The organism is Actinoplanes sp. CA-015351 (genome assembly GCF_050955685.1).
Classification (GTDB): Bacteria; Actinomycetota; Actinomycetes; order Mycobacteriales; family Micromonosporaceae; genus Actinoplanes.
Map to the genome: position 1 here is coordinate 6,238,775 of NZ_CP192102.1, position 25,355 is coordinate 6,264,129.

Genomic DNA, 25,355 nt, shown 5'->3' on the forward strand with positions numbered 1-25,355 from the left:
TCGCACCTGTGGGTACGCATCCATCAACGAGCGCGCGGGTGAGAAGTGGCGTACACCTCGCGGAGTCGCTCGACGGTCACCAGCGTATACACCTGCGTCGTGGTTACCGAGGCATGTCCCAACAGTTCCTGAACGACCCGTACATCAGCACCTCCGTCGAGCAGATGCGTGGCGTAGGAGTGACGCAAGGTGTGCGGCGAAACGGCGTAGGGCCCCTCGGTCTGCAGACCCGCCTCGGTCGCGCAGCGGTGCAGGACGGTCCAGGCGCTCTGCCGGGAGAGCCGGCCGCCACGGGCGTTCAGGAAGACGGCCGGGGTGCCGCGGCCGTTCTCGCTGAGGATCGGCCGGGCCCGGGTGCGGTACGCGTCGAGGGCGGTGCGCGCGTAGCCGCCGATCGGGACCAGCCGGCTTTTCCCGCCCTTTCCCCTCAGGATCACCGCGTCGTCGTCCTGGAGAGAGAGGTCGTCGATGTCCGCGCCGACCGCCTCGGAGATCCGCGCCCCGGTGCCGTAGAGGAACTCCAGCAGCGCCCGGTCGCGCAGGCCCAGCGGCGAATGCGTGTCCGGCACCGCGAGCAGCCGGTTCACCTCCTCCACGGCCAGGGCTTTGGGCAGACGTTTCGGTGGCGCCGGTGGGCGTACCTCAGCTGTCACGTCGTGGGCCACCAAGCGCTCGCGGACCGCGAAGCGATGCAGCCCGCGCACCGCGCTGATGGCCCGCGCCGCCGAGGACGACGCGAGGCCGCTCTCGCGCAGCCGGGTCAGATGGCCGGTGACGTCGGCGAAACGCACCCCGGCCAGGTCGGTGATACCCGACTCGGCCAGCTCACCGGCGTAACGCTCCAGGTCACGCCGGTAAGAGGCGAGCGTGTTGCGGGACAGGCCCCGCTCCACGCCCAGGTGGTCGAGGTACGTGTCGATCGCCTGCTGAACACTCAGCGGAGCACCTCCGTCAGCGGTATCGAACGCATGCCGTGCGCGTCGGCGACCGGGCCGTAGACGACCTGCCCGTCGAACGTGTTGAGACCGCCGGCCAGTGCCGGGTCGGTCCGCAGCGCGTCGCGCCAGCCGCGATTGGCCAATTCCAGAGCGTACGGGAGAGTGACGTTCGTCAGCGCGTACGTGCTCGTGTGCGGCACCGCGCCGGGCATGTTCGCGACGCAGTAGAACATCGACTCGTGCACCCGGTACGTCGGATCGTCGTGCGTCGTCGGCCGCGAGTCCTCGAAACAGCCGCCCTGGTCGATCGAGATGTCGACCAAGACACTGCCCGGCTTCATCCGGGCGACCAGGTCGTTGGAGATCAGCGTCGGGGCCTTCGCACCGGGCACCAGCACCGCCCCGATCACCAGATCGGCGTCGAGGACGGCCTTCTCCACCTCGTACGCGTTCGAGGCGATCGTCTGGATGTGCCCGCGATAGTCGGCGTCGACAGCGCGCAGCCGGGCCACGTTCTTGTCCAGCAGCAGCACCTCGGCCTGCATGCCGAGCGCGATCGCGGCCGCGTTGAGCCCGGAGACGCCGGCGCCGATCACCACGACCTTCGCGGCGTAGACCCCGGGCACGCCACCCATCAGCACGCCGCGCCCGCCGCCCTGCCGCATCAGGTGGTACGCGCCGACCTGCGGGGCGAGCCGGCCGGCCACCTCGGACATCGGCGCCAGCAGTGGCAGCGAGCGGTCCGGCAGCTCGACGGTCTCGTACGCGATCCCGGTGACCTTGCGGTCCAGCAGCGCGTCGGTGCACTGCTTCGAGGCGGCCAGGTGCAGGTAGGTGAAGAGAACCTGACCGGGCCGCATCCGGTGGTACTCGTCCGGGACCGGCTCCTTGACCTTCAGGATCAGGTCGCCGGTCGCCCAGACGTCGTCGGCGCTGGGCAGGATCTCCGCTCCGGCCGCGACATAATCACTGTCCGTGATCGAAGAACCCAGGCCGGCGCCCGCCTGGATATAGACCTGATGGCCCGCGCGGGCCAGTTCGTAAACTCCTGCCGGGGTGATGGCCACCCGGAACTCGTTGTTCTTGACCTCTTGGGGAATGCCGACCCTCATCAGCCGACACCGTCCTCTCTCAACGCTGAGCTGGTCCTCTTTGCGCGGAGAGTACCCCCGTGTGCCGGTAGTTTCGTCGCTTCAATCCCGGGATACCCCTCTTGACGGCGAGAGGGTACGGTCGCCCGATGATCGGCCTTCCGTGGCTTCTGGTCGACGAGACCATCGATGACGGTGACAACGTCGTCGCGGCGTGTGCCGACATCGACGGGTTGTTCGTTCCGGTGACCGAACCACCCCTGGAGCGTTACTCACTGCTCGACTGCCGGCCCACCGGCCGGCTCCGCGCGGCCTGCGACGGAACGGGTCCTCTATGGCTGGGCAATATCGGTCTGGAGGCCCTGGGGTCCCCGGATCTGGATCAGGAGCTGCTGGACGTGACGGTGGTGTCCGCCCACCGGGAGTCGAGGCACGGACCGCTCGATGTGACGCTGTCCGGACGGATGCGAGCGGGCACCCGCGTCCGCCTGGACGAAGCCGGATATAAGCTGGCCGGGGTCGGTTTCGACGAAGATTTCGGGTTGTGTGGCGACATTGACGGCGTCTGCCGGCAGCTACCCGCACCTCTCCCCCGCCCGGCAACCCTGTTCGGCTGCCGGCCCGGCACCCGGTTGCAACGTGCCATCGACGCCCTGGAACGCGGTGCCGCCTCCCGGCACCGCCGCTGGGTGCACGCCTCGGTCTTCAGCGTCGCCCACGACGGCACCGCCACCCGCCTGCTCGACGCCGGCCTCGGCGCCGAGGTGTCCGCGGTCCGGCCATCGTCGTTCGGTGAGGGTCTGGTCGACGTGGAGTTCCAGCCGACCTACGCGGACGCGATCGGCCCCCCGCGCCCGCCGGGCGGCCGCGAGGTGTGGGAACGCTGGCGGGACGGCAGGCCGGTATCACCGGGCAGCTGGGCCTCCTACGATCGCGAGCTGCGCCAGGAGTGGGCCGGGGCGGCCCTCGCCCACCATCGGCACGGTGCCGACGTTGCGGAGGGCGCCTTCGATCTCGACGGACGGCACGTCACCGACGAGGAAGGCTTCTACTGCGCGATCGGCGAGGCGGTGAACGGCCCCGGCGGATATTTCGGGTGGAATCTCGGCGCGCTGCTCGACTGTCTGCAGGGCGGCTGGGGCGCCGCACCCGGATTCCAGCTGATCTGGCACGACTCGGCGATCGCCAGGGCGTCGCTGAAGCCGGGGTACGACCGGCGGTGGTGGGCGCCGGCGCTGACCATGGACCAGCTCGTCGGGCTGCTCACCACCGCCGGCGTGGACGTCGATCTACGGTAGAGTCACCCACTCGCCCAGGAGTGTGCATGCATTCCTTACGGACAACGTCTCAGGATCACGAAAGCCCGCCCCGCTCACGCGGATGAACTCCGAGCCTTCCGCACCAGCCAGACCAGAGCGAGCCCTGCCGGAGCTGTCAGGAAAACCAGGAAGAACGACAGGTCGGCGTCGAAGCTCGCCAGCGTCGCCGCCACCAGCGCGGGCCACAGCAGCGCCAGCGCCATTCCGATTTTGATGGATCGCGTGAAACCGTGACGCGACGAGTCACCCATCGCCGCACCTGCGGCGGCACTGCTCCATCGGTCCGGCAGGCCTCTCCCGGCGGCCTCCAGCCGGCCGAGCTCAGCCTTCGTCCCGATGCCGGGCCGATGCTCGGGCCGCTCGGCGTACTGCCGGATCACCCAGTCCAGGAACTCCGGGTTCACGCCGGTGAGCGACACCGCCCGCCGGCTGTCGACCGTGTCCGGGCCGGCCGAGTCCCACGGCACCAGCCTCGACCCGAAGACCCGGGCCTGCTGGACCCCGTTCACCCGAAGCCGCACCGGACCTCCGACGTGCAGAACCCCGTACCAGGCCACCAGCACGACCGCCGCCAGCCCCGCGGACAGCGGCAAGAATTCCCCGTCGCCGTTCCGCAGGTCGCGAATGTCCTCGGAGAGCTGCAGACCTGTTGTCACGGTCAGGATGCCGAGGATCAGAATCGGGTACGGATTGATCGGTGTCTCGAAGGCCGGCACGGCGGGCCGCAGGACCAGCCTCCGGGGCCGGTATCGGGATCCCGACAACGCCGCGAGCACGACGAGCGTCACCACCAGGACCAGCATCGGCCAGAGAGGACCGTCGAAGACCTGCAGCGCAACGCTCAGCAGAGACGTCGCCAGCAGCACAGCGGCGAAGAACCCGTAACGCCAGCGGTTCACCACGTCAGCCACCGGCCGGTGGGGTGTACGTCGCGCTGCGATAGATTCCGGCCGCCGGGCCGGCGGTCGCGAGCTCGGTGGGACGGGCCTCCTCCTCGGCTGCGGCAGGCTCGGGGAACGGCCGGGGCGGGGCGTTCGCGGTCCAGCGCCGGGTGATGCGTGTCAGCCACCGGCGGGCGGGCTCCTCGATGTACTGATGGGCGCCCTCGGCGACCAGGAGCAGCAGCAGCACGTCCAGCAGCAGTGCGACGTACGGGACCCAGCCCTGACCGGTATAGATGTACTTCGTGGTGGGCAGCTGGTACAGCAACCAGCGGTGGGTGATGTACAGGGCATAGCTGGCCAGGCCCAGGCGGACCATCACCGGGGTGGACAGGCCGCGGGCCAGCCAGCCCCGGCCGGAGGCGAGGCTGATCATCGCCAGCACGAACGGGACGAGGAAGAACAGGCCGTAGGCCGCGGCGTTCCAGCCGGCGCCGGCGCCGCGGAAGACCGCCAGGCCGAACACGTAGCAGACGACGACAGTCTGCAGGAGGTGGTGACGCGCGGTGCTCCAGCGAGCGGTGTACGGGATCAGAAAAGCGCTCGCCATACCGCAGACGAACATCGGAAGGTGGCAGAGCGGGTTGCGGTAGAGCCAGCGGTGCGCCGAGGCGGGGTCTCGTCCACTCAACTCGGCGAGGCCGGTGAAGTAGAAAACCGCCCAGAGGGTGAGCGACACCAGGGCCATCCCCGCGATCAGCATGATCAGGCCGCGTGCGCCGTACCGGCGGGCCAGCCAGGCGACGGCCGGGATGAGGAACGGGAACAGCAGGTAGAAGAACATCTCCACGCCGATGGACCACCCGGGGGCGTTGTAGTAGCCCTGGGCCACCTTGAGGTCCCCGCTCCACGTCTGCACGGCGAACAGGTTCTGCACGAAGGCCCACCCGTGCAGGTCACGACCGGTGACCCAGTCGTGCGTGGCCCAGAAGATCAGGACCGCCCAGTAGAGGGGCATGACCCGGGCGATCCGGGCGATGTAGAACCGGACGGCAGGCCGGCCCTCCCACCCTTTGAGCTGCGGGTAGTTGTAGGCGAGCACCACGCCCGAGAGCATGAAGAACAACGGGACCCCGATGTGGCCCCAGCCGACGATCTTCTGCAAGGGCTCGGGCGTGCTCTCCGGCACGCCCGCGTGCGAGAGGACGACACCCATCGCCGCGATCACCCGCAGGCCGGTGAGGGCCGTGAGGACGGGCCTCTTCTGTTCTGGCACTTACCTGGTTCCCCCGTTTGCGCGAATCCGATTCGGCATTGCAGCAGCACACGGCGAACGCAAAGTGTCCAGACAGAAAATGCACAGGGAAAAGGAGGATCGGGGCGTCAGCCGCACCCGCCCGGACGCCGGCACCTCGCGCCGTCCGTCCGATTCGGATTGGATAGGACCGTGCGGATGCTCACCATCGTCCTCGCCGGCCTGCTGCTCGCCGCCGCCACCGCGCTCTCCGCGGTGGCGATCAACGTCGCGACCGGCGGCGATGCCCCCTGGTTCCCGACCATGGAAGATCATCCGCTGCGCTGGACCACGATCTCGGTGCCTTCACTCGCGCTCGGCGCGTGGTTGCTCTGGTGGGCACAGCGAGGGTACGAGTCCTCGCGCGCGACCCTGCTCCCCGCGGTGCAGCCACCCGAGCCGTGGATGGTGGACCGCCCCCGCGAGCTGACCGCGATCGTCCGCGCCCTGTGCCACCGCCGGGGAGCGACCGTCGGCATCACCACGGCCGTGCACGGCGCCGGCGGGTTCGGCAAGACGACGATCGCCCGGATGGTGCGCGCCGACGCCCGGGTGTCACGACATTTCGGACGGCGGGTGTATTGGGTGACGCTCGGCCGTGACGCACGCCGGGGCGCGCTCGTCGAAAAGATCAACGACCTGGTCAAGCAGATCGATCCGGCGCGAGCCCAACCCTTCACCGACGTACGCCAGGCAGCGGACCACCTCGCAGCCGTGCTGGCGGCCGGACCACGCCGGTTGATCATCCTGGACGACGTCTGGAACGACGAACAACTGGCGGCGTTCCCGGTCGCGGGACGATCCGCACGACTGGTCACCACCCGGGTGGCGACGCTGGTCGCGGGCAGCGCCATCCCGGTGAGGGTGGACCGGATGTCGCCCGAACAATCCCGGCAGGTACTGACCGCCGATCTGCCGCAACCTCTGCCGGCCGACGTGATCGAAGGGTTGCTCGTCGAGACCGGCAACTGGCCGCTGCTGCTCCGCCTCGTCAACAAGGTCCTGGTCGAGCAGGTCCGGGCGCGTACCGACACGGCGGTTGTGGGCCCGGAGCTGCTGCACCGGCTCCGCCGGGAGGGCCCGTTGGCGGTGGACCGGCTCACCGGCGCGGACGTGCGGGAGCTGGACGTCAGCGATCCTGGACAGCGGGACCAGGCCGTCCGGGCAACGATCGAGGCCGGAACCGGCCTGCTGCAGCCAGTGGAACGGACCCTGTTCAACCAGTTGGCGATCTTCGTCGAGGACGAGGTCGTACCGGTCCCGCTGATCGCCGCGCTGTGGCAGGTCAACGAGGTCGAGGCCCGCAGGATCTGCGGCCGGCTCGCCGGTCTCGCGCTGGTCTCGCTGACCGGTGACGATCAGGGCGGCACGGTCGGGCTGCACGATGTCGTCCGTGACTTTCTGGCCGCCGGCCTCGGCCCGGGCGAGGTGACCCGGCTGCACGGCGTACTGCTGGACGCCTGCAGACTCGCCAACTGGTGGGAGCTGCCCGAGCACGAACGCTACCTGCGGGATCACCTGATCGAGCACCTGCTCGCGGCCGGACGGGCCGAGGAGGCCGCCGCGGTCGCCACCGATCTGCGATGGGCCGCGAGCAGACTGGAGGACAACGGCCCGGCCGCTCCCGCTGCCGACCTGGCTCTGATCGACAGCACGCTCGCCCGGCGGCTGGCGCGCCTGCTGGCTCAGACCGCGCACCTGCTGGCACCGGCCGAACCCGCCCGGGCCCGCCGCGAAATCCTCTACGACCGAGTCCGGCACGACGAACACTGGGGAGAACCGGCCACCGAACTCACGAGGTCGTCCATTCTGACCAGCTCCTGGGACCTGCCCGATCTGCCGGAGCCGGCGCTGCGGCGCGGCTTCTACGGCCACACTGCCAGCATCGCGGTCCTGGCGATCTCCGCGGACGGCACGTGGATCTCCAGCGGCGGCTACGACGGCGTGATCCGGATCTGGGACCCCGAATCCGGTCAGGAGATGCGCGAGCTCGCGCGGCAGCGCCTCACGCCGACCGCACTGCAGATCGCACCCGACGGCACCTGGATAGCCGGCGGTGGCGCCGACGGGACGATCCGCGTCTGGGCGGTGGACACCGGCCGTCCCCTGTGCCGGATCCGTGCTCACCGATCCGGTGTGGCGAGGCTCGCCACACCGGCCGATGGGTCGTGGCTGGCCTCCGGTGGGCAGGACGGATCGGTTTCGGTGTGGAACCCCCGGACCGGCCAGAACATCCTTCGGCTCGTCGCGGCGCAGGACGGCCGGCGGTTCCGCAGACCCACGCACGTTCCCTGGGGACGACCGGCGCGGCTCGAGTCGCTGGTCGCCAGCGCGGACGGAGACTGGCTGTCCATCGGCACCCTCGCCGGGCCTCTGCGCCGATTCAACGTCCGGACCGGCGAGCCCAGCGACTCACTGCCCACCGGGTGGACCGGTGGACTCGTCGCGACCCGCAACGGAGGATCCGTCTACGTCGAGGATCCGAGGACTGGAAAAGGCTCCCATGTCGGCCACTCCGCGACCGCTCTTGCCCGGGCCGCGATCACCGCTGACGGAAACCTCGTCGTCGGCGTCTCCACCGACGGCATCGTCGGCGTGTGGGATGTCCGGACCGGCCAGGTCGTCAGCCGGTTCACCGGGCATACCGGATTGATTCGCGCCCTCGCCGTCGCACCCGACAGCTCCTGGGCCGCCACCGCCGGATCCGACGGCGCGATGCGTACCTGGCATCTGGATCGCCGTGCGGAGGCGCGGCCGGGCCCGGAACCGCAGAGCCGGGCGACGACGATTGCCATCCGCCCGGAGAACGCGCTGATCGCGGACATCGACTCGTTCGGGTACGGCCCGGTCCGGCTCCGCGGGCCGGACGGCGGAACACCAATCCTGCTCGGCGCTGATGCCAAACATTTCAACGCCCTTGCCTTCTCGTCCCGATGGGGCGTCATCGCGGGAACCAACGGCGGTCTTCATCAGTGGGATCTGGGCGAGCCGCTGGAGTCCAGCGTCTACCTCAACCGGTTGGGCCCCATCCGGCACCTGGTCGTTGCCCCGGACGACAGCTGGCACGCCGTCGCGACCGCGGACGGCAGCATCCGCATCTGGGACCCGGTCGCCAGACGCCAGCTGCTCCAGTTGCCCGGCCACACCGGCGGCGCGAGCGCGCTCCGCGCCGGCCCATCCCGGGACTGGCTGGTCAGCACCGGTTCTGAGGACCAGCGGATCTGCGTCTGGGACACCCACTCCGGCGCGCTGCTGGCCACCCTGACCGGCCACCACGGCTCGATCAGAGGCCTCGCCGTCAGCCGCAACGGCGCCCATCTGGTCAGCGGCGGCGCGGACGGCACCGTCCGTCTCTGGGACATCGTCGCGAAAAAGGAGATCACCCGCGTCTCTGACCAGGCCGGCACCATCACCGGTCTCGACCTGACCCGAAACAACGCATATCTGGCCGCCACCAGCTCGGACGGCGCGGTCCGCGTCTGGGACCTGCGCTCCGCAACGCCGGTCGCCATGACCCGCGTCGAAGCGACAGCCTTCTGCTGTGCCTGGCACCCGGACGGCCGGCGGCTCTACATCGGCGGTATCCGGGGCGTCTACTGCTTCAGCTTCCGGCTGTGACGCCACGCGCCGGCCCCGACGTCAGCCGACGAAGACGCAGAACGTGTGACCGTCCGGGTCGGCGTACACACGTAGTGGCTCTTCGGGGTCGTCGCTTCGATCGAAGCGCAACGTTCCCCCCAAGCTCAGCACGCGCTCGTGCTGGCGGTCGAGTTCGGCTTTCGAGTCGACCGCCGTGTCCAGATGCATCTGCTGCGGCACCGCGTCGTCCGGCCAGGTCGTCGGCGTGATGCCGTCGGTCTGCTGGAAGGCCAGCTGCCACGACCCGTCATCGGCGAGCAGGACCAGCCAGTCGTGCTCCTTCTCGTCGAAGAGGCCCGGCGCCGGCGGCTCGTCGCCCGGCCGGTATTCGAGGCCGAGCAGATGGCGGTAGAACTCGGCGAGCCGCCGCGCGTCGGTGGTGTCCAGGACGAAGGACCTCAGCTTAGGAACGCTCACAGCAAGCGTTTCTACCCCGGAATCTGGAAGACAACCGCGTCCCCGGCCCGGAATCGCTCGATGGCGAGGGTCCCGAGAAGTGGCGAGACAGCGCTGGCTCGACTGTCAGCATAAAGCCACTTAGCCTCGTATTTATCCCGCAATTCGGTCAAAATCTCGGCCGTGGGCGCACTGAACGCCGCGTCGTTGATCCGCTGCCGCTCCGGGTCCGGCGAGGCCGCCTTGTAGTACGGGATGCCGTTGTCGCCGTGCGCGGCCTGCGTGGCCGGCTGGTACGCCCACCCTTCGAGCACCACCGCGTGCTCGGTCAGCGCGGACACCCAGAACGACCGGTTGATGCAATCCGCGTCGGTCTTCACCATCTCGCAGTGCACGTTCGTGGCGACATAGTCCTCAGCCGGCGCGTTCGCCGCGAGCCAGGCCGCGGCACGCATCTCGTTCTGGGTGACCCAGAAGTCGCCCTTCTTGCCCGCCGACGGCGTCTTGCCGTCCACGGCATCCTGGACCTGGCTGCCGAGCTGCCGCCAGGTGGTGTCCCAGCCGAGCCCGATGCCCGCCGCGATCAGCACGGCCAGCCCGCCGCCGACCAGCGCCGGCCAGCGACGCCGGTGCAGCCACCACAGCGCCGAGCCGATCGCGATGACCGCGAGCAGGACGAGGATCGGGCGGGACAGGTTGTACCGCCAGAAATTCTCCCACGGGCCGGAGATGCCCGGGCCGAACCGGTGCAGCATGGCCCCGGTAACAGCGCCGGCGATCAGGCCACCGACGACCGGCACGAACGCCCGCTTCGGGGCGACCGCGGTGAGCAGCCACGCGGTGAGCGCGGCCTGCGCCGGGATCGCCGAGTAGATGAAGTACAGCTCGCCGTTGGCGGTGTGGTTGATCAGCAGGGCGCCCGCCCAGCCGGCGATGCCGATGCCGGCCAGCACCCAGGCCGCCGCGTCGGAACGGAAGTCCTTGCGCAACAGCGCGGTGAACCCGAGAACCCGGCCGATCTGGCTGAGCACGAAACAGACCAGCAGCGCCGGCAGGATCAGCTTGAGACCCCACGGCACGTGCATGATCTGCTCCGGCAGCAGACCGCCGGTACCGGGAATGCCGTCCCGGCCGACCACCCAGATGAACTGGCCCTTGAAGCTGAACGCGGCGCCGAACTGGATGCCCGCGCCGGACCCGCCACCGGCCAGGAACGGCGCGGTCACGGCGAGCACGAGCGCGGCGGCGCCCAGCGTGGTCAGCATGGCCTTCGGTGGTTTGCGGTTGAGGATCCAGAGCGCCAGCGCGCCCAGGCACATGCCGCCCAGCAGAGTCGGCAGCGAACTCGACTTGCTCGCGGTCGCGACCACCAGCAGCAGACCGAACAGCGTCCAGCCACCACGGCCCAGCTTCTCACCACGGGCGATGCCGACGAGCATCGTCGCCACCACTGTCACGAACGGGATGGAGAACGTGAGCGTCGGGCTGTACCAGGGCTCGATCCCCACCGGCCAGCTCGTGAACTGCGGCCAGATCGAGGTGATCGGCAGCGCCACCGCGATGAACGCGGCTACCGGCCCGCCCCACCACACCCGGCTCGCCTGCCGGGCCAGAGCGGCGATCACCAGCACCGAGGTGATCACCACGGGACCGGCCCAGAGGCGCAGCATCACGGTCGCCAGGTCGGCGCCACTGATCAGGGTGGCCGAGGCCCGGAACGCGTCGGAGAACCAGTGATACTTCAGCGGCTCCCCGGCCATCTGCGGCTGTGTGGGGAGGATCGTGTGGCTGAGCTGGGCGGCATTCGCCCAGTGGTAGTAGACGTCGCCGAAAAGTGAGTGCGTCACCGGCGGCAGCGGATTGCTGGCCCACTCGCCGAGCCCGAGGATCGCCACGGCCAGCACCATCACCGCGGCGATCAGCCACGACCAGGCCAGCGGCAGCGGCTGCGGATCCTCGATCCGCCAGTGCCTGCGCAGTTTCGGCACACCGGCGAAGACGGCCAGCACCAGCAGCGGCCAGATCCAGAGCACGCTTTCCAGCCCGGCGCCGACGAAGATCGCCCAGCCGACGAGCTGCACCGCGATGCCGGCGGTCGCGCCGAACCCGATGTCCTCCGGCAGGTTGCCCCGGCTGCCGCGCAGCGCCCGGAAGACGAGCACGCCGGGCACCAGCACACCGAGTGTCCAGTAGATCGCGTACCGCAGTGTCTCCACGCCCGGCGTGTTCGACCAGGTCAGCAACCCGATCAGCACTGCCACGACGACCAGCCAGGGCAGTGCCCGCAACAGGTCCGTCGTCCGCTCGGCCTTGACCTCGGCCGGCGCCGGCGCGGACACCCGCTCGATGACCGCCGTTGATTCGCTCACTTGTCCCCCATGACTCCGATCGGCAGCACGCTAACGGATCGTCGTTGCGTCGCTCCCCCGGCCGTTCATGGCAAAACCACAGGTCAGAGGGGGTATTCCATGACCCGTTCAACATCGGGCCAACTGCTGTGCGCCAAGAAATCACCACCCGATCAGCAACGAGACCAGCGCCGGCGAGATCAGCGGCGGCGGGATCAGCCGCAGAACCACCCAGGCCCCGCCCAGCCTGATCACCATCGTCGCAATCGGACAAATCGCCAACCCGCCGAGCAACAGCCCCGCCGCCTTCACCCCCTGCCCAGCATCAATCCATCATGGATACGCGCAACCGTGGCCTGACAACCGCAAGCCCGCCGTACCCAAGAGTCCAGCACCTGACGCCCCTCCCGCCGGCGCGCTCCGCCGCCGGCCCCGGCGCCCCCTCCAGCACCCGAGGCAGCCGGCCGACATCGGCCGGCTTGCGCTCGTGGTAGCTCCAAAGCCCAATACGCGACCCCAACCACAAGCCACCCCCCGTTGCGACCGCCAGCTGCACATGACAGCCGCCAGCTGCACACCACGGCCGCCAGCTGCACATGACAGCCGCCAGCCGCACACCACGGCCGCCAGCTGCACATGACAGCCGCCAGCCGCACACCACGGCCGCCAGCTGCACATGACAGCCGCCAGCTGCACACCACGGCCGCCAGCTGCACGTGACGGCCGCCGTGACGTGCAGCCGGCCGCCGTGAGCGACAGCCAACCCCGACCGGCTGTCACACACGGCCGCCGCCACGTACAGCCGGCAGCCGCCACGTACAGCCGCCACGTACAGCCGGCCGGGTTCGAGCCAAGCGGGGCGAATCGGAGCGAGTCAGAGCGGAAAGGCGCAGCGGCCACGATGCGGCGGGCTGTCTCTAGCGGCCGCCGGCTGCACACCACGACCGCCAGCTGCACACCACGGCCGCCAGCTGCACGTGACGGCCGCCCTGACGTACAGCCAGCAGCCGCCACGTGCAGCCGGCCGCCGTGAGCGACAGCCAACCCCGACCGGCTGTCACACACGGCCGCCGCCACGTACAGCCGGGAGCTGGCACGTACAGCCGGGAGCTGCTGGCTACAGGCTGCCCCCGGTCGGCTGGTGCGCAGGGGCGTCGGGAGGCGCGGCTGGGTGCTGGGATGTGTGGGTGAGGGGATGCCGGGGCCGGCGGCGGGGGGGGCGCCGGCGGGAGGGGCCGCAGGTGGCGGGGGCCACTGGAGGTGGTTGATGCGGTTGTCGGAGGCCGGTGGGCGTATCAAATGCAGGACGGCGCCGGGCCGAAGACGGCCCGGCGCCGGATCACGGGCGAGGGGTCAGCGGAGGGTTTTCCAGGCTGTGTCGCGGGCGCGGGCGGCCGCGAGGAGGCCCGCTACCGCTGCCGCGTTGGTGATCTCGCCGGCCAGGGCCATCGAGACCGCCTTGTCCAACGGGACCCGGTGCACCTCGATGTCGGCTTCCTCGGCGGTGCGTGCGTGGCGGTCCGCGGCAGGCACCTCGGCGAGGTCGCGGGCCAGGTAGACCAGTACGAACTCGTCGCTGAAGCCGGGTGAGGTGTGCAGGTCGACGAGGCGGTCGAAGCGGCCGGCCGTCAGGTCTGCCTCCTCGGCCAGCTCGCGGGCCGCGGTCAGCGCCGGGTCCTCGCCCTCGACGTCGCGCAGACCGGCCGGCAGCTCCCACAGGTGGGATCGAACCGGGTGCCGGTACTGCTTGATCAGGACGACCTGGTCCTGGTCGTCGAGGGCTACGACGACCACCGCGCCGCGATTCTCCACCACGTCGCGCGGCGCGGAGGAGCCGTCGGACATGGTGATCTCGTCGGTGTAGACCGAGAAGATCGCGCCGTGGAACCGATCGGTGCGGGAGAGCCGCTCGTGGGCGAAGGTCATTCCGGTGCGACCGGCAGCTCGTCCGCGGCCGCGTAGGCGATCGCGGCCTTGACCAGGCCGTCGAAGAGCGGGTGCGGCCGGGTCGGCCGGCTCTTCAGCTCCGGGTGAGCCTGTGTCGCCACGAAGTACGGGTGGACGTCGCGGTCCAGCTCGATGAACTCGACGAGCCGCCCGTCCGGCGACGTGCCGGAGAAGACCAGGCCGGACTGCGACAGCTTGTCGCGGTAGTCGTTGTTCACCTCGTAGCGGTGCCGGTGCCGCTCGGAGATCTCCGTGGCGCCATACACCTCGGCGACGATGGAGCCCTCCTTGAGAGCAGCCGGGTACGCGCCAAGGCGCATGGTGCCACCCAGGTCGCCCTTGCCCGCGACGATGTCCTCCTGGTCGGCCATCGTCGAGATGACCGGATAGGTGGCCCGCTCGTCGAACTCCAGCGAGTTCGCACCGGTGAGACCGGCCATGTTGCGGGCCGCGTCGATCGTCATGCACTGCAGGCCGAGGCAGAGGCCGAGGATCGGGACCTGGTTCTCCCGCGCGTACCGGGAGGTGTTGACCTTGCCCTCGATGCCGCGGACGCCGAAGCCGCCCGGGATGACGATGCCGTCGGCGCCCTTGAGCGCGGCGGCGGCGCCGGCCGGGGTGACGCACTCGTCGCTCGGCACCCAGCGCAGCTTGATCTTGACGGTGTTGCCGAAGCCGGCCGCCCGGATCGCCTCGGAGACCGACAGGTACGCGTCCGGCAGATCGACGTACTTGCCGACCAGCGCGATCGTGATGGTGCGCTTCGGGTGGTGAACCCGCTCCAGCAGGTCGTTCCAGGTCTTCCAGTTGACGTCCCGGAACGACAGGCCGAGACGGCGCACGACGTAGGCGTCCAGGCCCTCGTCGTGCAGGACCTTCGGGATGTCGTAGATGCTGGGCGCGTCCGGGCAGGCGATGACGGCCTCACGGTCGACGTCGCAGTAGAGCGCCAGCTTGTGCTTCATCTTGTCCGGGATCTCCCGGTCGCTGCGGCAGATCAACGCGTCCGGCTGGATACCGATGTTGCGCAGCGCCGCCACCGAGTGCTGGGTCGGCTTCGTCTTCAGCTCGCCGGACGGCGCCAGGTAGGGCACCAGCGAGACGTGCAGGTAGAAGACGTGGTCCCGGCCGACCTCGTGGCGCACCTGACGGATCGCCTCGAGGAACGGCAGCGACTCCATGTCGCCGACCGTGCCGCCCACCTCGGTGATGACGACGTCCGGGACGAGACCATTCTCGTCCGGGTCGCCCATCGCGAAGATGCGGCTCTTGATCTCGTTGGTGATGTGCGGGATGACCTGCACGGTGTCGCCCAGGTACTCGCCGCGCCGCTCCCGGGCGATGACGGCCGAGTAGACCTGGCCGGTGGTGACGTTCGCCTTGCCGGAGAGATCCCGGTCGAGGAAGCGCTCGTAGTGGCCGACGTCGAGGTCCGTCTCGGCGCCGTCCTCCGTCACGAAGACCTCGCCGTGCTGGAACGGGTTCATCGTTCCTGGGTCGACGTTCAGATAAGGGTCCAGCTTCTGCATCACGACGCGGAGACCGCGGGCGGTGAGCAGATTGCCGAGGCTGGAGGCGGTGAGGCCCTTGCCCAGCGAGGAGGCGACGCCCCCGGTGACGAAGATGTGCCGCGTGTCGCGCACTGATGAGGCCAAGGCCCGCTCCCGTGGTCGCCTGTCTGTCGGAACTGCGGCGGGGGCTGGTCAAAGCCCCATCCACGGGAATTCACCGTAACACTGTTTGCCGGAGCCGCCACGTCTGGGCTGCTCGGCACGCGTGTCAGCGGGCCGCCAGCCGGCCGTCAGCCGGCTCTTTCACCCGCCTGAACTGGATCATCGTCGGTTTTGCGCAGCAGCGGCCCGCCCGGTCCGTCCGTTTCGCCCGGCGAGGAGCTGCGGTCGGCGGCGTGAAGGAGAACACGTAATGCCGTGAGCACCGCCACCGGAACGGCAAGCGCCGCCGCCGTTCCGGACACGCCCAGGGCCGTACCGCCGAACAGTCCGGCGATCAGGGTCGCCACCGTCGTGCCGGCGATGCCCGCCCGGACCGCCGGGTGCAGCCCGTAGACCCGGTTGAGGCCACCCCACGGGGAGAACTGGCAGAAGGCCAGCATCAGGGCACCGAAGAGTGCGAGAAGCGTGAGAGGGCTGTCCACCAGTGCCTGACCGCTCGCCGCCGCGGCCCGCTGCATGGCCGGACCGGCCGTGCCGCCCGCGAGCGAGGTCAGGAACCGGCCGAGGGTGCCCTGTTCCAGCTCGGGCCGGCTCAGGTCGAACACCGCGAACCCGATGGTGACCACCAGGCCGGCCAGCGCCGCCCAGGCGAACCTCGGGAACGTCAGCCAGCCGCCGGTGCTGATCGCTGCCGCGACGCACACCCCGGCGGTCACCGCGATCGCGCCGGTCGGGTCGGCGCCGAGGTACGGGCTGCCGACCATGACGACGCCCAGCCCACCGAAGATCACCATGATCAGCGGGCGCCACTGCCGGGTGACCCGCTGGGCCACGCATCCGGCCAGCAGCATCAGACCGGCCACGAAGACGCCGAGCCCCACGCTGCCGACGCCGGCGTAGCGGATCCCGTACACCGCCGAGTAGCCGGCCACCCCGTTGAGCTGCAGCCGGGCACCGGTGAGCAGGTCCAGCGCGACCACCACGACGGCGACCGCGGAGACCACGCCCATCGGCCACAGCGTGCGCGGGTACCGCGGCGACAGCCGGATCACCAGGGTGCCGAGCACCATCAGCGCGGCCGTGGCCGAGCCGAACGCCCAGGCCGGATGCTCGCTGCTCCACCACGGCACCAGGTCGGCGACGAGCGCCGCCGGGATCGCCAGCCCGGCCGCGATCAGGGCGGCCTCCACGATGGCCACGAGGCGGCGCGGTGGCAGCGGCGGCCCGGCCGGTCCGGCGTGCCGCCGTGCCCGGATCAGCACCGGGATCGTCGCGGCGAACAGCAGCAGCTGGACGATCGCCAGCACCGCGAAGAAGATCTCGGTGACGCCACGCTGGGCGATCGCCCGCCGGTCGGCGTCGTGTTCGCCCTGCATCGCCTCGGCCGGGTCGGCCGGGCGGCCTTCGGCGACGGTGGCCGCGTACCCGGAGAACAGCTTCTCCGGTGCTGGGCGGCCGAGCGCCGACAGCACGGTCGGCGCCAGATCGACGAGTTGCAGGTATCCGTCGCGGCCGGTGCCGGCCGAGGTGAGCCAGCCGCCCTCCCAGCCCGGTCCCTCGGCGATCGCGACGTGCAGCCGCGAGCTGGGGTCGGTGTCGGAGATCCCGGCGATCAGCATGAGCGAGCGTTCCGGGCGGGAGCTGAGGACCCGGGCCAGGATCGCGTCGGCGGCCGCGACGGCGGCCTGGCGTTCGGCGCCGCTGCCGTTGATGGTGCCGAGGTCGACGACGCTGAGCACACAGTCGCTGAGCAGGGTGGACGGGTCCTGGGGCAGCTTCGGGACGTACTTGTCGACGCGGCCGAACGGACGGGCCGCCGCGATCGCCGCGCCCGGGCCGACGGCCACCGTGCAGCGCACCGATTCGGCGAGGGCGCCCGGCGTGGTCCCGTACGGCATCCGGTCCTGGTTGTTGCGGACCACGGTGCGCTGGTCGACGACGTTCGCGCCGATGCCGTCCGGGCGGGTCAGCTGGGGCTCGGCGGCCGGGCAGCGGCCGGACACCTCCCGGGAGTCCCAGGCCGCGTAGTTGCCGGCGCCCAGCGTCAGGAAGCCGTCGGCCGGGCAGGTCACCTCGTGTGCGGATCGTACGGTCAGCCAGCCGACCGAGCCCGCCTTCGCCTCCTGCCACAGCGCCGGGGTGCGCTGCGGGTCCAGGTCCTCCCAGCGCAGTCCGGGCGCGGCCGCCACCACCACGTAGTCGGCGGCGCCGCGCTGGGCCTGCTCGTCCGGGCGGATCGTCAGCCCGGCCAGGCTGGTCACCGCGACCAGCGCCAGCAGGACATAGGGCGTGAGGAGCTTCCGGATCACCGGCGGACCGCCGTGACCTCGGCGTACGCGGAGCAGACGTCGGTTACCACGTCGGGCTCGGTCGGCCAGGTCGCCGCCTGCCGGGGTCCTCGGGCCGCGTAATCGGCGCGCAGCTCGGGGTCGGCCAGCATCCGGCGGACCGCCTCGTCGAGCGCGTCCAGGTCACCCGGGGGGATCACCACGGCGGCGTCACCGACCAGCCCGGGCAGCCCGCCGACCGCCGTCACGATCAGCGGCACACCGGCGTGCAGGGCTTCCTGGGTGAACAGCTGCCGCGCCTCCCAGTCGCTGGTGACCACGGCCAGGTCCGCGCCGAGCAGCAGGTCGGGCACGTCGCCGCGGTGCCCGAGCAGGTGGAACGGGGCGTGCAGCTGCGACGCCCGCTGTGCCAGAGGCATGTAGCTCGGCCCGGAGCCGGCCACCGCCACCACCGGCGCGGGCGTCAGGTCACGCCACCGGGCGGCGGCGTCGACGAGCAGGTCGTAGCGTTTCTGCGGGTGCAGCCGGCCGACCGACAGGATCAGCGGGGTCGCGGCCTTGAGCCGGAACTCGGCGCGCACCGCCGACCGGGTGCGCCGCGGCGGATCCAGCCGGGGTGAGGCCACCGGTCCGAGCCGGGCGTGTTTCGCGCCCATCGTGACGGCCCGGTCCACCAGGTCCTGCGAGGCGCCCAGGGTGAGCGCGGCGTTGCGCGCCACGATCCGCTCCAGCAGCGCTCCGGCCTGGCCTTTCAGGCCACGCGCGAGCACGGCGTTGTGCCAGGTCACCACCAGGGGCACTCCGGTACGCGCGAGCGACACCACAAATCCGGCCCGCAACCCGTGAGCGTGGATCACTTCGGCGTCCCGGCCGGTGATGGCCTTGCGCAGCTGCCGGATCGCGCCGGAGTCCTGCGGCCCGGGGTCGGCCGGTATCTCCACCGGCGCGAACTCGACACCGGACGTGCTGAACCCGAAGTGCGCGTCGGTCGCGGCCGGGCCGCAGACCAGCACCCGGCAACCGGCCTCGACCAGTCCACGGGCCAGCGAGGCGACGTGCTGGCCGATCCCGCCGGTGCTGGACGCGAGGACCAGCACAACCGAGCCACGCCACGTGTCGTCGCTGCTCACGACCGGGGTTCCTCCTTCAGAAGCTTGCGCCGCAGGGTGATGACCAGCGGTTGCATGTCACGCCGGTCCAGCGCGTACGCCACCGCCACGAACACCACCGCGACGGCGGCACCGCCCAGCATGCCTTCCGCGAGGGCGGCGGGCACTCCCGGGGTGGGCCAGAACGCCCGTTCCAGCCCGGTCACCGCGGCCCACCCGGCCACGCCGGCGGCGAGGGCGGCTGCCACGGCCGCGGCGCCGGCCCGGCCGAATCCGGCGAGCGCCGCCGGGCCGGCGTGCCGGCGTACCGCGCGGACCAGCAGCAGCCCGGTCACGGTCATCCCGGCCGCGTTGGCCAGGCCCAGCCCGAGCAGCTCGGCCCGGCCGCCGGCGCTCGTGGTGACCGCCACGACCACGATCCCGGCGCAGAGCCAGCCGATGCCGGACGCGGCGGCGGCCGCCCTCGATGCGCCCCGGGCGTAGAGGGCACGGGACAGCAGGGCGAACATCGCGTACCCCAGCAGGCCGGGCGCGAAGCCGACGATGCCGGGCACCGCGCCGGGCGCGTTCATCAGATACGCCGCCGGGACGGCCAGACCGGCCAGCGCCGCGGCTCCCAGGCCGGCGAGCAGGATCACCGACTTGGCGGTGCCGGACAGCGCCGAGGCGTACGCGTCCTCGTCACCGCGCGCCGCGGCGTCCGACAGGCGCGGGTAGACCGCGGTGGCCAGCGGCACCGCGAGAACCGCCCAGGGCAGCAGGAAGACGGTCTGCGCGCCGTTGTAGCGGGCCAGCTGCGCGGCGCCGAGCGTCACGACGAGGGCCACCACGATCTGCTGCGCGCCGACGGTCACCGCGCCGGCCCAGCCGAGCCGGACCGCCTGGTGCCCCTCGTCCCCCGGGAACCGCAGCGAGGGCCGCAGACGCAGCCGCAGCCGGGCCAGCGGCACGAACAGGCAGAGCGTCAGCACCACCACGCCCGCTGTGGTGCCGATCGACAGGGTCAGCTCACCGGCGGTGCTCAGCCCGGCGAAACCGGTCCGGGCACCGTCGATCCCGGCGTAGGTGAGGTATGCCGTCATCACCGTGACACTGGACAGCAGCGGCGCGATCACCGGCCAGGCGAACCGGTGATGCGCCTGGAGCACCCCGGCCAGCACGATGCCGATCCCGTACAGCGGCAGCTGCGGCGCGAAGATCCGCAGCATCCGGGCGGCGACCTCCTGGTGCGCCGGGTCGACACCCTGCAACAGTCCGGTGATCGGGCCGGCCGCGAGGGCCACCAGCACGGCGAGCGGCACGGTCAGCGCCAGCATCCAGGTCAGCAGCGCGGAGGTGACAGCGCCGACGCGCTGCCGGTCGCCCTCGGCCGCCGCTTTCGCCACCAGCGGCACCACGAGGCTCGCCAGGGCACCACCGGCCACCAGCTCGAAGACGATGTTCGGCACGGTGTTGGCGGCGAAGTAGATGTCGGCGAGACCGCCGTCGCCGCCCTCACCGACCGTGTAGAAGAAGACCAGGGTACGGCCGAACCCGGCGAGCCGGGCGACCACCGTCAGCACGGTGATCAGGGCCGCTGCCCCGGCGATCTTCGCAGCGGTCTTCGACGTATCGGTCACGCTTCGGGTGGCCGGCGGCCGAGCTCGTCGACGGCGCGCAGCCACGGCGTGTCCTGGATGACCTTGGTAAAGCTGATCTGCTCGCTCGCGGCGGTCAGCGTCGCGAGCACCGCCAGCGCCGCCACCCGGCTCGCCGTGCCGGCCCGGGCCGTGAAGGCCACCCCGAGCAGCGCGCCGAGCGCGTTCGCCCCGGAGTCGCCGAGCATGATCTCCTCGTTGAGATCGGCCGGCAGCAGGGCCGCGCCGGCGCCGAGCATGCCGGCGGTCATCGCGCCGCCACGGCCGATCGCCAGCGGCGCCCCGAGGATGGCGCCGGCCTTGAGCGCGCGGCCGGGGCGCAGGTCGAGAAGGTTCAGCAGGTTCGCCGTTCCGGCGATCACCCCGGCGCCGAGCAGCACGTCGGCGCCCCGGCCGATGCCGCTGCGCCGGTCGCTGCCGATCAGGCTCGAAGCGACCAGACCGGCCGCGCCCACCCCGGCAATCTTGACAAGGCCACTGGTGACCCGGCCCTCGCGCAGCGCGCCCAGGTGACCCGCGAAACCTTTCGCCGTCTTCTGCTCCGGCCGGTTGCCGACGATGTCGTCGTAGAGCCCGACCGCGCCGCTGACCGCTCCGGCGGCGACCGCGGCGGCCGCCAGCCGGGGCGTCGCGGCACCGGAGGCGGCTCCGGCGGTGGCGCCCAGCGCGAGCGCGGGCCCGCCGGCGAGCGTCACCGTGCGGCCGTGGAAGTTGGTCCGGCGCAGGTCACCCGCGTTCGGGTCGCGTCGCACCCAGGCGAGAGCGGACCGCGCGACCAGGGCGCCGATGCCGAAGGAACGGAGGTAGGCCATGGCCCGAAAGTCTAGTCAGGGGTGTTACGGCGCCGCTGACGGCACCATCGAGGAAGAACCGGTGCCGAGGCCGTACTGACCGATTTTGTTCTGCACGAGGCGCTCGGTGGTCGTCATGGCGGTCGCCACCTGCCCCTGCACGGTGCTCACGTTGTCCACCGTGGAGATCTTCTTCACCAGGCTCGGGTCGCTGCGCACCCCGGCCACCAGGGTGCCTTCGCCGGCGCCGTCGCCGGCCACGATCAAGGGCCGGTTCATGCTGAACTGGGCCGCCACGGTGACCGCGAACGCGCTCTTCTTGGTGGCTTCCTTGTCGGTGGCGGGCTCGCCGGCGACCAGCACGATCGCCTCGGCGCCACCGGCCGCGTTGTCCTCGACACCGAGGTAACCGGCCTGGGACAGCCCGGTCAGCACCGCGGTCACGTCGTCAGGCGTCGGCGACGTGGTGCCCTGCAGCAGGGTCAGCGCGATCAGCGCGCTCGCCGTCTCGACGCCGTCACTGTTCCGCGGCAGCGAGGTCACCGGGATGCTCACCTGCGACGACTGGTCGGCCAGGTCGAGCAGCTCGTTCGAGTAGTTCGGGTCGAGGAACTTCTCCTCCACCCGGACCCGCGCGGTCACCGTCGCGTTCGCCACGTTCAGCATCTTGGTCACCGCGTCGGCGGTGTCCTCGGCGCCGGGCAGCGACACCACGGCGATCTTGCGGGTGGCCAGCTTGCCGGCGAGCACCACCGGCGCCAGCTCGGTCGCGAAGTCCTGGTTGCGGTTCAACTCGTCGCGGGCCTGGTTCACCTGGTCGCGGCGTACGTCGTTGTCCTTCTTCAGCGCCTCGAGGTTGGCACGCAGGTTCTCGGAGACCGGGCCGTTGAGCGCGGCGGTGCCGACCACCAGGCCGATCGCGAGCGCGAGGAAGACCGCGGTGAGAGACACCACGTGGTACCGGAAGTTGATCACGACGCCCTCAGAAGAAATTGTCGAGCTGGAACACCAAATTGTTCCACCACTCGGACACGACGGTGAGGTACGCCTTCCCCACCGTGGAGACGGCCACCGCGGACGCCATCGCCGCGAGGGCGGACAGCACCAGGAGCAGCAGCGCGGAACCGGAGATGTTCTGCCGGTAGAGCCGGCTCACACCTTTCGCGTCGACAAGCTTGCCGCCGACCTTGAGCCGGGTCAGGAACGTCGACGCCATGCCGCCGCGGCCCTTGTCGAGGAACTCGACCAGGTTCGCGTGGGTGCCGACCGCCACGATCAGCGACGCGCCCTTCTCGTCGGCGAGCAGCATCGCCAGGTCCTCGCTGGTGGCCGCGGCCGGGAAGGTGATCGCATCCACCCCGACACCCCGAACCCGCTCCAGACCGGGCGCGCGCCCGTCCGGGTACGCGTGCACGATCACCTCGGCGCCGCACCGCAGCACGTCATCGGTGACCGAGTCCATGTCGCCGATGATCAGGTCGGGGGTGTAACCGTTCTCCACCAGGGCGTCGGCGCCGCCGTCCACCCCGATCAGGACCGGTTTGTACTCCCGAATGTAGGGCCGGAGGACGTCGAGGTCCTCCTTGTAGTCGTACCCACGCACCACGATCAGCACGTGCCGGCCGGCGATGCGGGTCCGCACGTCCGGCACACCGACGCCGTCGAGCAGCAGCTCACGCTCCTGCTTCATGTAGTCCAGCGTGTTCTGCGCGAACGCCTCCAGCTGCACCGACAGGCCTTCGCGGGCGTCGGCCATCGCCTGGGCGACACTTTCGGTGTCCTGCCGCACGCCGGTGGCGACGGGCTCGCCGCCGAGCAGCACGGTGCCGCCGTCGATGCTCACCGTCTGCCCCTCGCGCAGCCCCTTGAAGATGTCCTCACCGAGGCCGTCGACGAGCAGCACGCCACCCTTGATCAGCACTTCCGGACCCAGGTTCGGGTAACGGCCGGAGATCGAGGGCTTCGCGTTGAGCACCGCGGTCACGCCGGAGGCGACGAGCGAGTCGGCCGCCACCCGGTCCAGATCGAGGTGGTCGATCACGGCGATGTCGCCGGGACGCAGCCTGCCGGTCAGTCGCTTGGTGCGCCGATCGAGCCGGGCCACCCCGGAGACGGGGCCGGGCTCGGTGGAACGCGTGCGGCGCAAGGTGGGAAGTCGCATCCCGGCCATCCTGACACGGCGTCGCACCCCATCCCCCCGCGACATGCGCCAGCTCACCGACAATCGGGACTTATCACGCACGTTTTTCCCGGGCGGCTACGGAGAGCAACTCCTCGGCATGCGCGATGCCCAGGTCCGAATCCGGCAGACCAGCCAGCATCCGCGACAACTCCCGGGCCCGCTCGGTCTCCTCCACGATCCGCACACCACTCGTAGTGATCGCCCCACCGGTGTCCTTCGCGACCACCAGATGGCGATCCGCGAATGCCGCGACCTGCGGCAGGTGCGTCACGACCAACACCTGATGGGTACGCGCAAGGCGCGCCAGCCGCCGGCCGATCTCCACCGCGGCCGTGCCACCGACACCCGAGTCCACCTCGTCGAAGACCAGCGTCGGCGGGCCACCGGCGCCCGCGAACACCACCTCGATCGCCAGCATCACCCGGGACAGCTCACCACCCGAGGCGCCTTTCTGCAGCGGCAGCGACGGCGCGCCCGGGTGGGCCAGCAGCCGCAGCTCCACCTCGTCGGCGCCGTCCGGACCGGCCGCGAACTCCTCGCCGTCGACCGTCACGGCCGGCTCGTCCCGCGTCGGCGTGCGGGTCAGCACCACGATCTCGACCCGCGCGTGCGGCATCGCCAGACCGGCCAGCTCCACACTGACCGCCTCGGAGAACCGCCCGGCCGCCTCCCGCCGCGCCGCCGTGAGCCGGCCCGCCAGCTCGCCCACGGTCGCGGCGAGCCGCTGCCGTTCCTTGTCCAGCTCCTCGAGCAGCTCGTCGGAGTTGTCCAGATCGCTCAGCTTGGTCCGGGCGTTCTCCGCCCAGACGATCACGCCGTCGATGTCGTCCGCGTATTTCCGGGTCAAGGCGCGCAGCGCGGCCCGCCGCTCGTAGATCGCCTCCAGCCGGGCCGGGTCCGCGTCCAGCTCACCGAGGTACGCCGAGAGCTCCGACGAGACGTCACCCACCAGGGTCGCCGCCTCCTCGATCCGCAAAGCCAGCTCGCCCAGCCGCGGGTCGACACCGGCCTGACCCTCCAGGGTGCGCCGGGCGGTGCCGAGCAGCTGGGTCGCGTCCGGGGTGTCGTCGGTCGCCTCCACACCGCCGGCCAGGGCCTGCCCGGCGATGGCCGCGGCCACCCGCAGCCCCTCGGCGTGCTCCAGCCGCTGCAGTTCGGCGCGCAGATCGTCGTCCTCACCGGGCTGCGGGTCGACCCGGGTTATCTCGTCGAGGCCGAGCTTGAGCAGGTCGGCCTCCTGCGAGCGCTGCCGCGCGTTGCGCCGGCGGTCGGTCAGGTCCTCGACCACCTTGCGCCAGCGGGTGAACGCCTCGCGGTAGGAATCCAGAAGTTTCTCGTGCTCCGGGCCGGCGAACCGGTCCAGCGCGGAACGCTGCTCGGACGGTCGCAGCAGCCGCAGCTGATCGGACTGGCCGTGCACGGCCAGGATCTGCTCGCCGAGCTCGCTGAGCGTCGACACCGGCATGCTGCGGCCGCCGACGTGCGCCCGGGACCGGCCCTCGGCCGTCACCGTGCGGCTCAGCAGGATCGAGCCGTCGTCGTCAGCCTCGCCGCCGGCGTCGGTGACCCGGGTGCGCACCGCGTCACCCAGGCTGCCGCGCAGTTTCAGCCGGCCCTCCACGACGGCACGGCCGGGGTCGGCTCGCACCCGGCCGGCGTCGGCCCGGCCGCCGAACAGAAGTCCGAGACCGGTCACCACCATCGTCTTGCCAGCACCGGTCTCGCCGGTGATCACATTCATTCCCGACGTGAGCCGCAGCGTGGTGTCGTCGATGACGCCGAGACCGGTGATGCGCAGTTCCTCCAGCACAGGCGAACAGTA

General features: G+C 71.0%; 17 protein-coding genes. 2 read left to right on the top strand and 15 right to left on the bottom strand.

Annotated elements, in window-relative coordinates; all coding sequences use genetic code 11:
• Positions 1-23: 23 nt before the first annotated feature.
• Both xerD and ald read right to left on the bottom strand, forming a co-directional pair.
• Positions 24-938 carry a site-specific tyrosine recombinase XerD gene (gene xerD / locus ACQP2E_RS28465; RefSeq protein WP_433834074.1) on the bottom strand — a complete coding sequence of 305 codons (915 nt, stop codon included), beginning with the start codon at positions 936-938 and terminating at the stop codon, positions 24-26.
• The gene (gene ald, locus ACQP2E_RS28470; RefSeq protein ID WP_433826023.1) at positions 935-2,050 is read right to left on the bottom strand and encodes an alanine dehydrogenase; all 1,116 of its coding nucleotides are present in this window, start codon (positions 2,048-2,050) and stop codon (positions 935-937) included. Before ald ends, xerD begins: the two co-directional genes overlap by 4 nt.
• A 128-nt stretch (positions 2,051-2,178) precedes the next feature.
• Here ald and ACQP2E_RS28475 point away from each other — a divergent pair, with 128 nt between their 5' ends.
• A complete protein-coding gene (locus ACQP2E_RS28475; RefSeq protein WP_433826024.1) occupies positions 2,179-3,327 on the top strand; it encodes a barstar family protein in 1,149 nt (382 codons plus the stop codon).
• 74 nt (positions 3,328-3,401) lie between these two features.
• Here ACQP2E_RS28475 and ACQP2E_RS28480 read toward each other — a convergent pair whose 3' ends face one another.
• Together ACQP2E_RS28480 and ACQP2E_RS28485 are read right to left on the bottom strand one after the other, a co-directional pair.
• On the bottom strand, positions 3,402-4,259 hold the full coding sequence (locus ACQP2E_RS28480) for a hypothetical protein (protein ID WP_433826025.1): 858 nt from the start codon (positions 4,257-4,259) through the stop codon (positions 3,402-3,404).
• On the bottom strand, positions 4,252-5,505 hold the full coding sequence (locus ACQP2E_RS28485; protein WP_433826026.1) for an acyltransferase family protein: 1,254 nt from the start codon (positions 5,503-5,505) through the stop codon (positions 4,252-4,254). The genes ACQP2E_RS28480 and ACQP2E_RS28485 overlap by 8 nt, the downstream gene beginning before the upstream one ends.
• Before the next feature lie 177 nt (positions 5,506-5,682).
• On the opposite strand from ACQP2E_RS28485, the gene ACQP2E_RS28490 reads away from it, so the two are divergent.
• Positions 5,683-9,141: an NB-ARC domain-containing protein gene (locus tag ACQP2E_RS28490; protein ID WP_433826027.1), complete on the top strand. Its 3,459-nt coding sequence runs from the start codon at positions 5,683-5,685 to the stop codon at positions 9,139-9,141.
• A 21-nt stretch (positions 9,142-9,162) separates the two neighbouring features.
• On the opposite strand, the gene ACQP2E_RS28495 is transcribed toward ACQP2E_RS28490, so the two are convergent.
• The 11 genes from ACQP2E_RS28495 to recN all read right to left on the bottom strand — a co-directional run bounded on the left by ACQP2E_RS28495 (position 9,163) and on the right by recN (position 25,343).
• Positions 9,163-9,579 (bottom strand): VOC family protein, encoded by a 417-nt coding sequence (locus ACQP2E_RS28495; RefSeq protein WP_433826028.1) that lies wholly within the window; start codon positions 9,577-9,579, stop codon positions 9,163-9,165.
• 11 nt (positions 9,580-9,590) lie between these two features.
• Complete coding sequence (locus tag ACQP2E_RS28500; RefSeq protein ID WP_433826029.1) at positions 9,591-11,927, bottom strand: hypothetical protein; 2,337 nt, start codon at positions 11,925-11,927, stop codon at positions 9,591-9,593.
• Between the two features lie 1,332 nt (positions 11,928-13,259).
• Entirely contained in the window at positions 13,260-13,832 is a 573-nt protein-coding gene (locus ACQP2E_RS28505; protein WP_433826030.1) for an NUDIX domain-containing protein, read from the bottom strand.
• Positions 13,829-15,508, bottom strand: coding sequence for a CTP synthase (locus ACQP2E_RS28510; RefSeq protein WP_433826031.1), 1,680 nt, complete (start codon positions 15,506-15,508; stop codon positions 13,829-13,831). The genes ACQP2E_RS28505 and ACQP2E_RS28510 overlap by 4 nt, the downstream gene beginning before the upstream one ends.
• Positions 15,509-15,654: 146 nt before the next feature.
• Positions 15,655-17,835, bottom strand: coding sequence for a hypothetical protein (locus tag ACQP2E_RS28515; protein WP_433826032.1), 2,181 nt, complete (start codon positions 17,833-17,835; stop codon positions 15,655-15,657).
• Positions 17,832-18,944 (bottom strand): glycosyltransferase family 4 protein, encoded by a 1,113-nt coding sequence (locus ACQP2E_RS28520; RefSeq protein ID WP_433826033.1) that lies wholly within the window; start codon positions 18,942-18,944, stop codon positions 17,832-17,834. Before ACQP2E_RS28520 ends, ACQP2E_RS28515 begins: the two co-directional genes overlap by 4 nt.
• Positions 18,941-20,542: a murein biosynthesis integral membrane protein MurJ gene (gene murJ / locus ACQP2E_RS28525; protein WP_433826034.1), complete on the bottom strand. Its 1,602-nt coding sequence runs from the start codon at positions 20,540-20,542 to the stop codon at positions 18,941-18,943. Before murJ ends, ACQP2E_RS28520 begins: the two co-directional genes overlap by 4 nt.
• A complete protein-coding gene (locus tag ACQP2E_RS28530; protein ID WP_433826035.1) occupies positions 20,539-21,372 on the bottom strand; it encodes a hypothetical protein in 834 nt (277 codons plus the stop codon). Before ACQP2E_RS28530 ends, murJ begins: the two co-directional genes overlap by 4 nt.
• Before the next feature lie 24 nt (positions 21,373-21,396).
• Positions 21,397-22,326, bottom strand: a complete 930-nt coding sequence (locus ACQP2E_RS28535; RefSeq protein WP_433826036.1) for a copper transporter — start codon at positions 22,324-22,326, stop codon at positions 21,397-21,399.
• 7 nt (positions 22,327-22,333) lie between these two features.
• On the bottom strand, positions 22,334-23,512 hold the full coding sequence (gene steA, locus ACQP2E_RS28540) for a putative cytokinetic ring protein SteA (protein ID WP_433826037.1): 1,179 nt from the start codon (positions 23,510-23,512) through the stop codon (positions 22,334-22,336).
• Positions 23,513-23,585: 73 nt separating this feature from the next.
• The gene (gene recN, locus ACQP2E_RS28545; RefSeq protein ID WP_433826038.1) at positions 23,586-25,343 is read right to left on the bottom strand and encodes a DNA repair protein RecN; all 1,758 of its coding nucleotides are present in this window, start codon (positions 25,341-25,343) and stop codon (positions 23,586-23,588) included.
• Positions 25,344-25,355 lie beyond the last annotated feature (12 nt).

Coding starts and splice junctions, on each gene's coding strand:
- ald (WP_433826023.1), bottom strand. CDS start 2,050: ATGAGGGTCGGCATTCCCCAAGAGGTCAAGAACAACGAGTTCCGGGTG.
- ACQP2E_RS28475 (WP_433826024.1), top strand. CDS start 2,179: ATGATCGGCCTTCCGTGGCTTCTGGTCGACGAGACCATCGATGACGGT.
- ACQP2E_RS28490 (WP_433826027.1), top strand. CDS start 5,683: ATGCTCACCATCGTCCTCGCCGGCCTGCTGCTCGCCGCCGCCACCGCG.
- ACQP2E_RS28505 (WP_433826030.1), bottom strand. CDS start 13,832: ATGACCTTCGCCCACGAGCGGCTCTCCCGCACCGATCGGTTCCACGGC.
- ACQP2E_RS28530 (WP_433826035.1), bottom strand. CDS start 21,372: ATGGCCTACCTCCGTTCCTTCGGCATCGGCGCCCTGGTCGCGCGGTCC.
- steA (WP_433826037.1), bottom strand. CDS start 23,512: ATGCGACTTCCCACCTTGCGCCGCACGCGTTCCACCGAGCCCGGCCCC.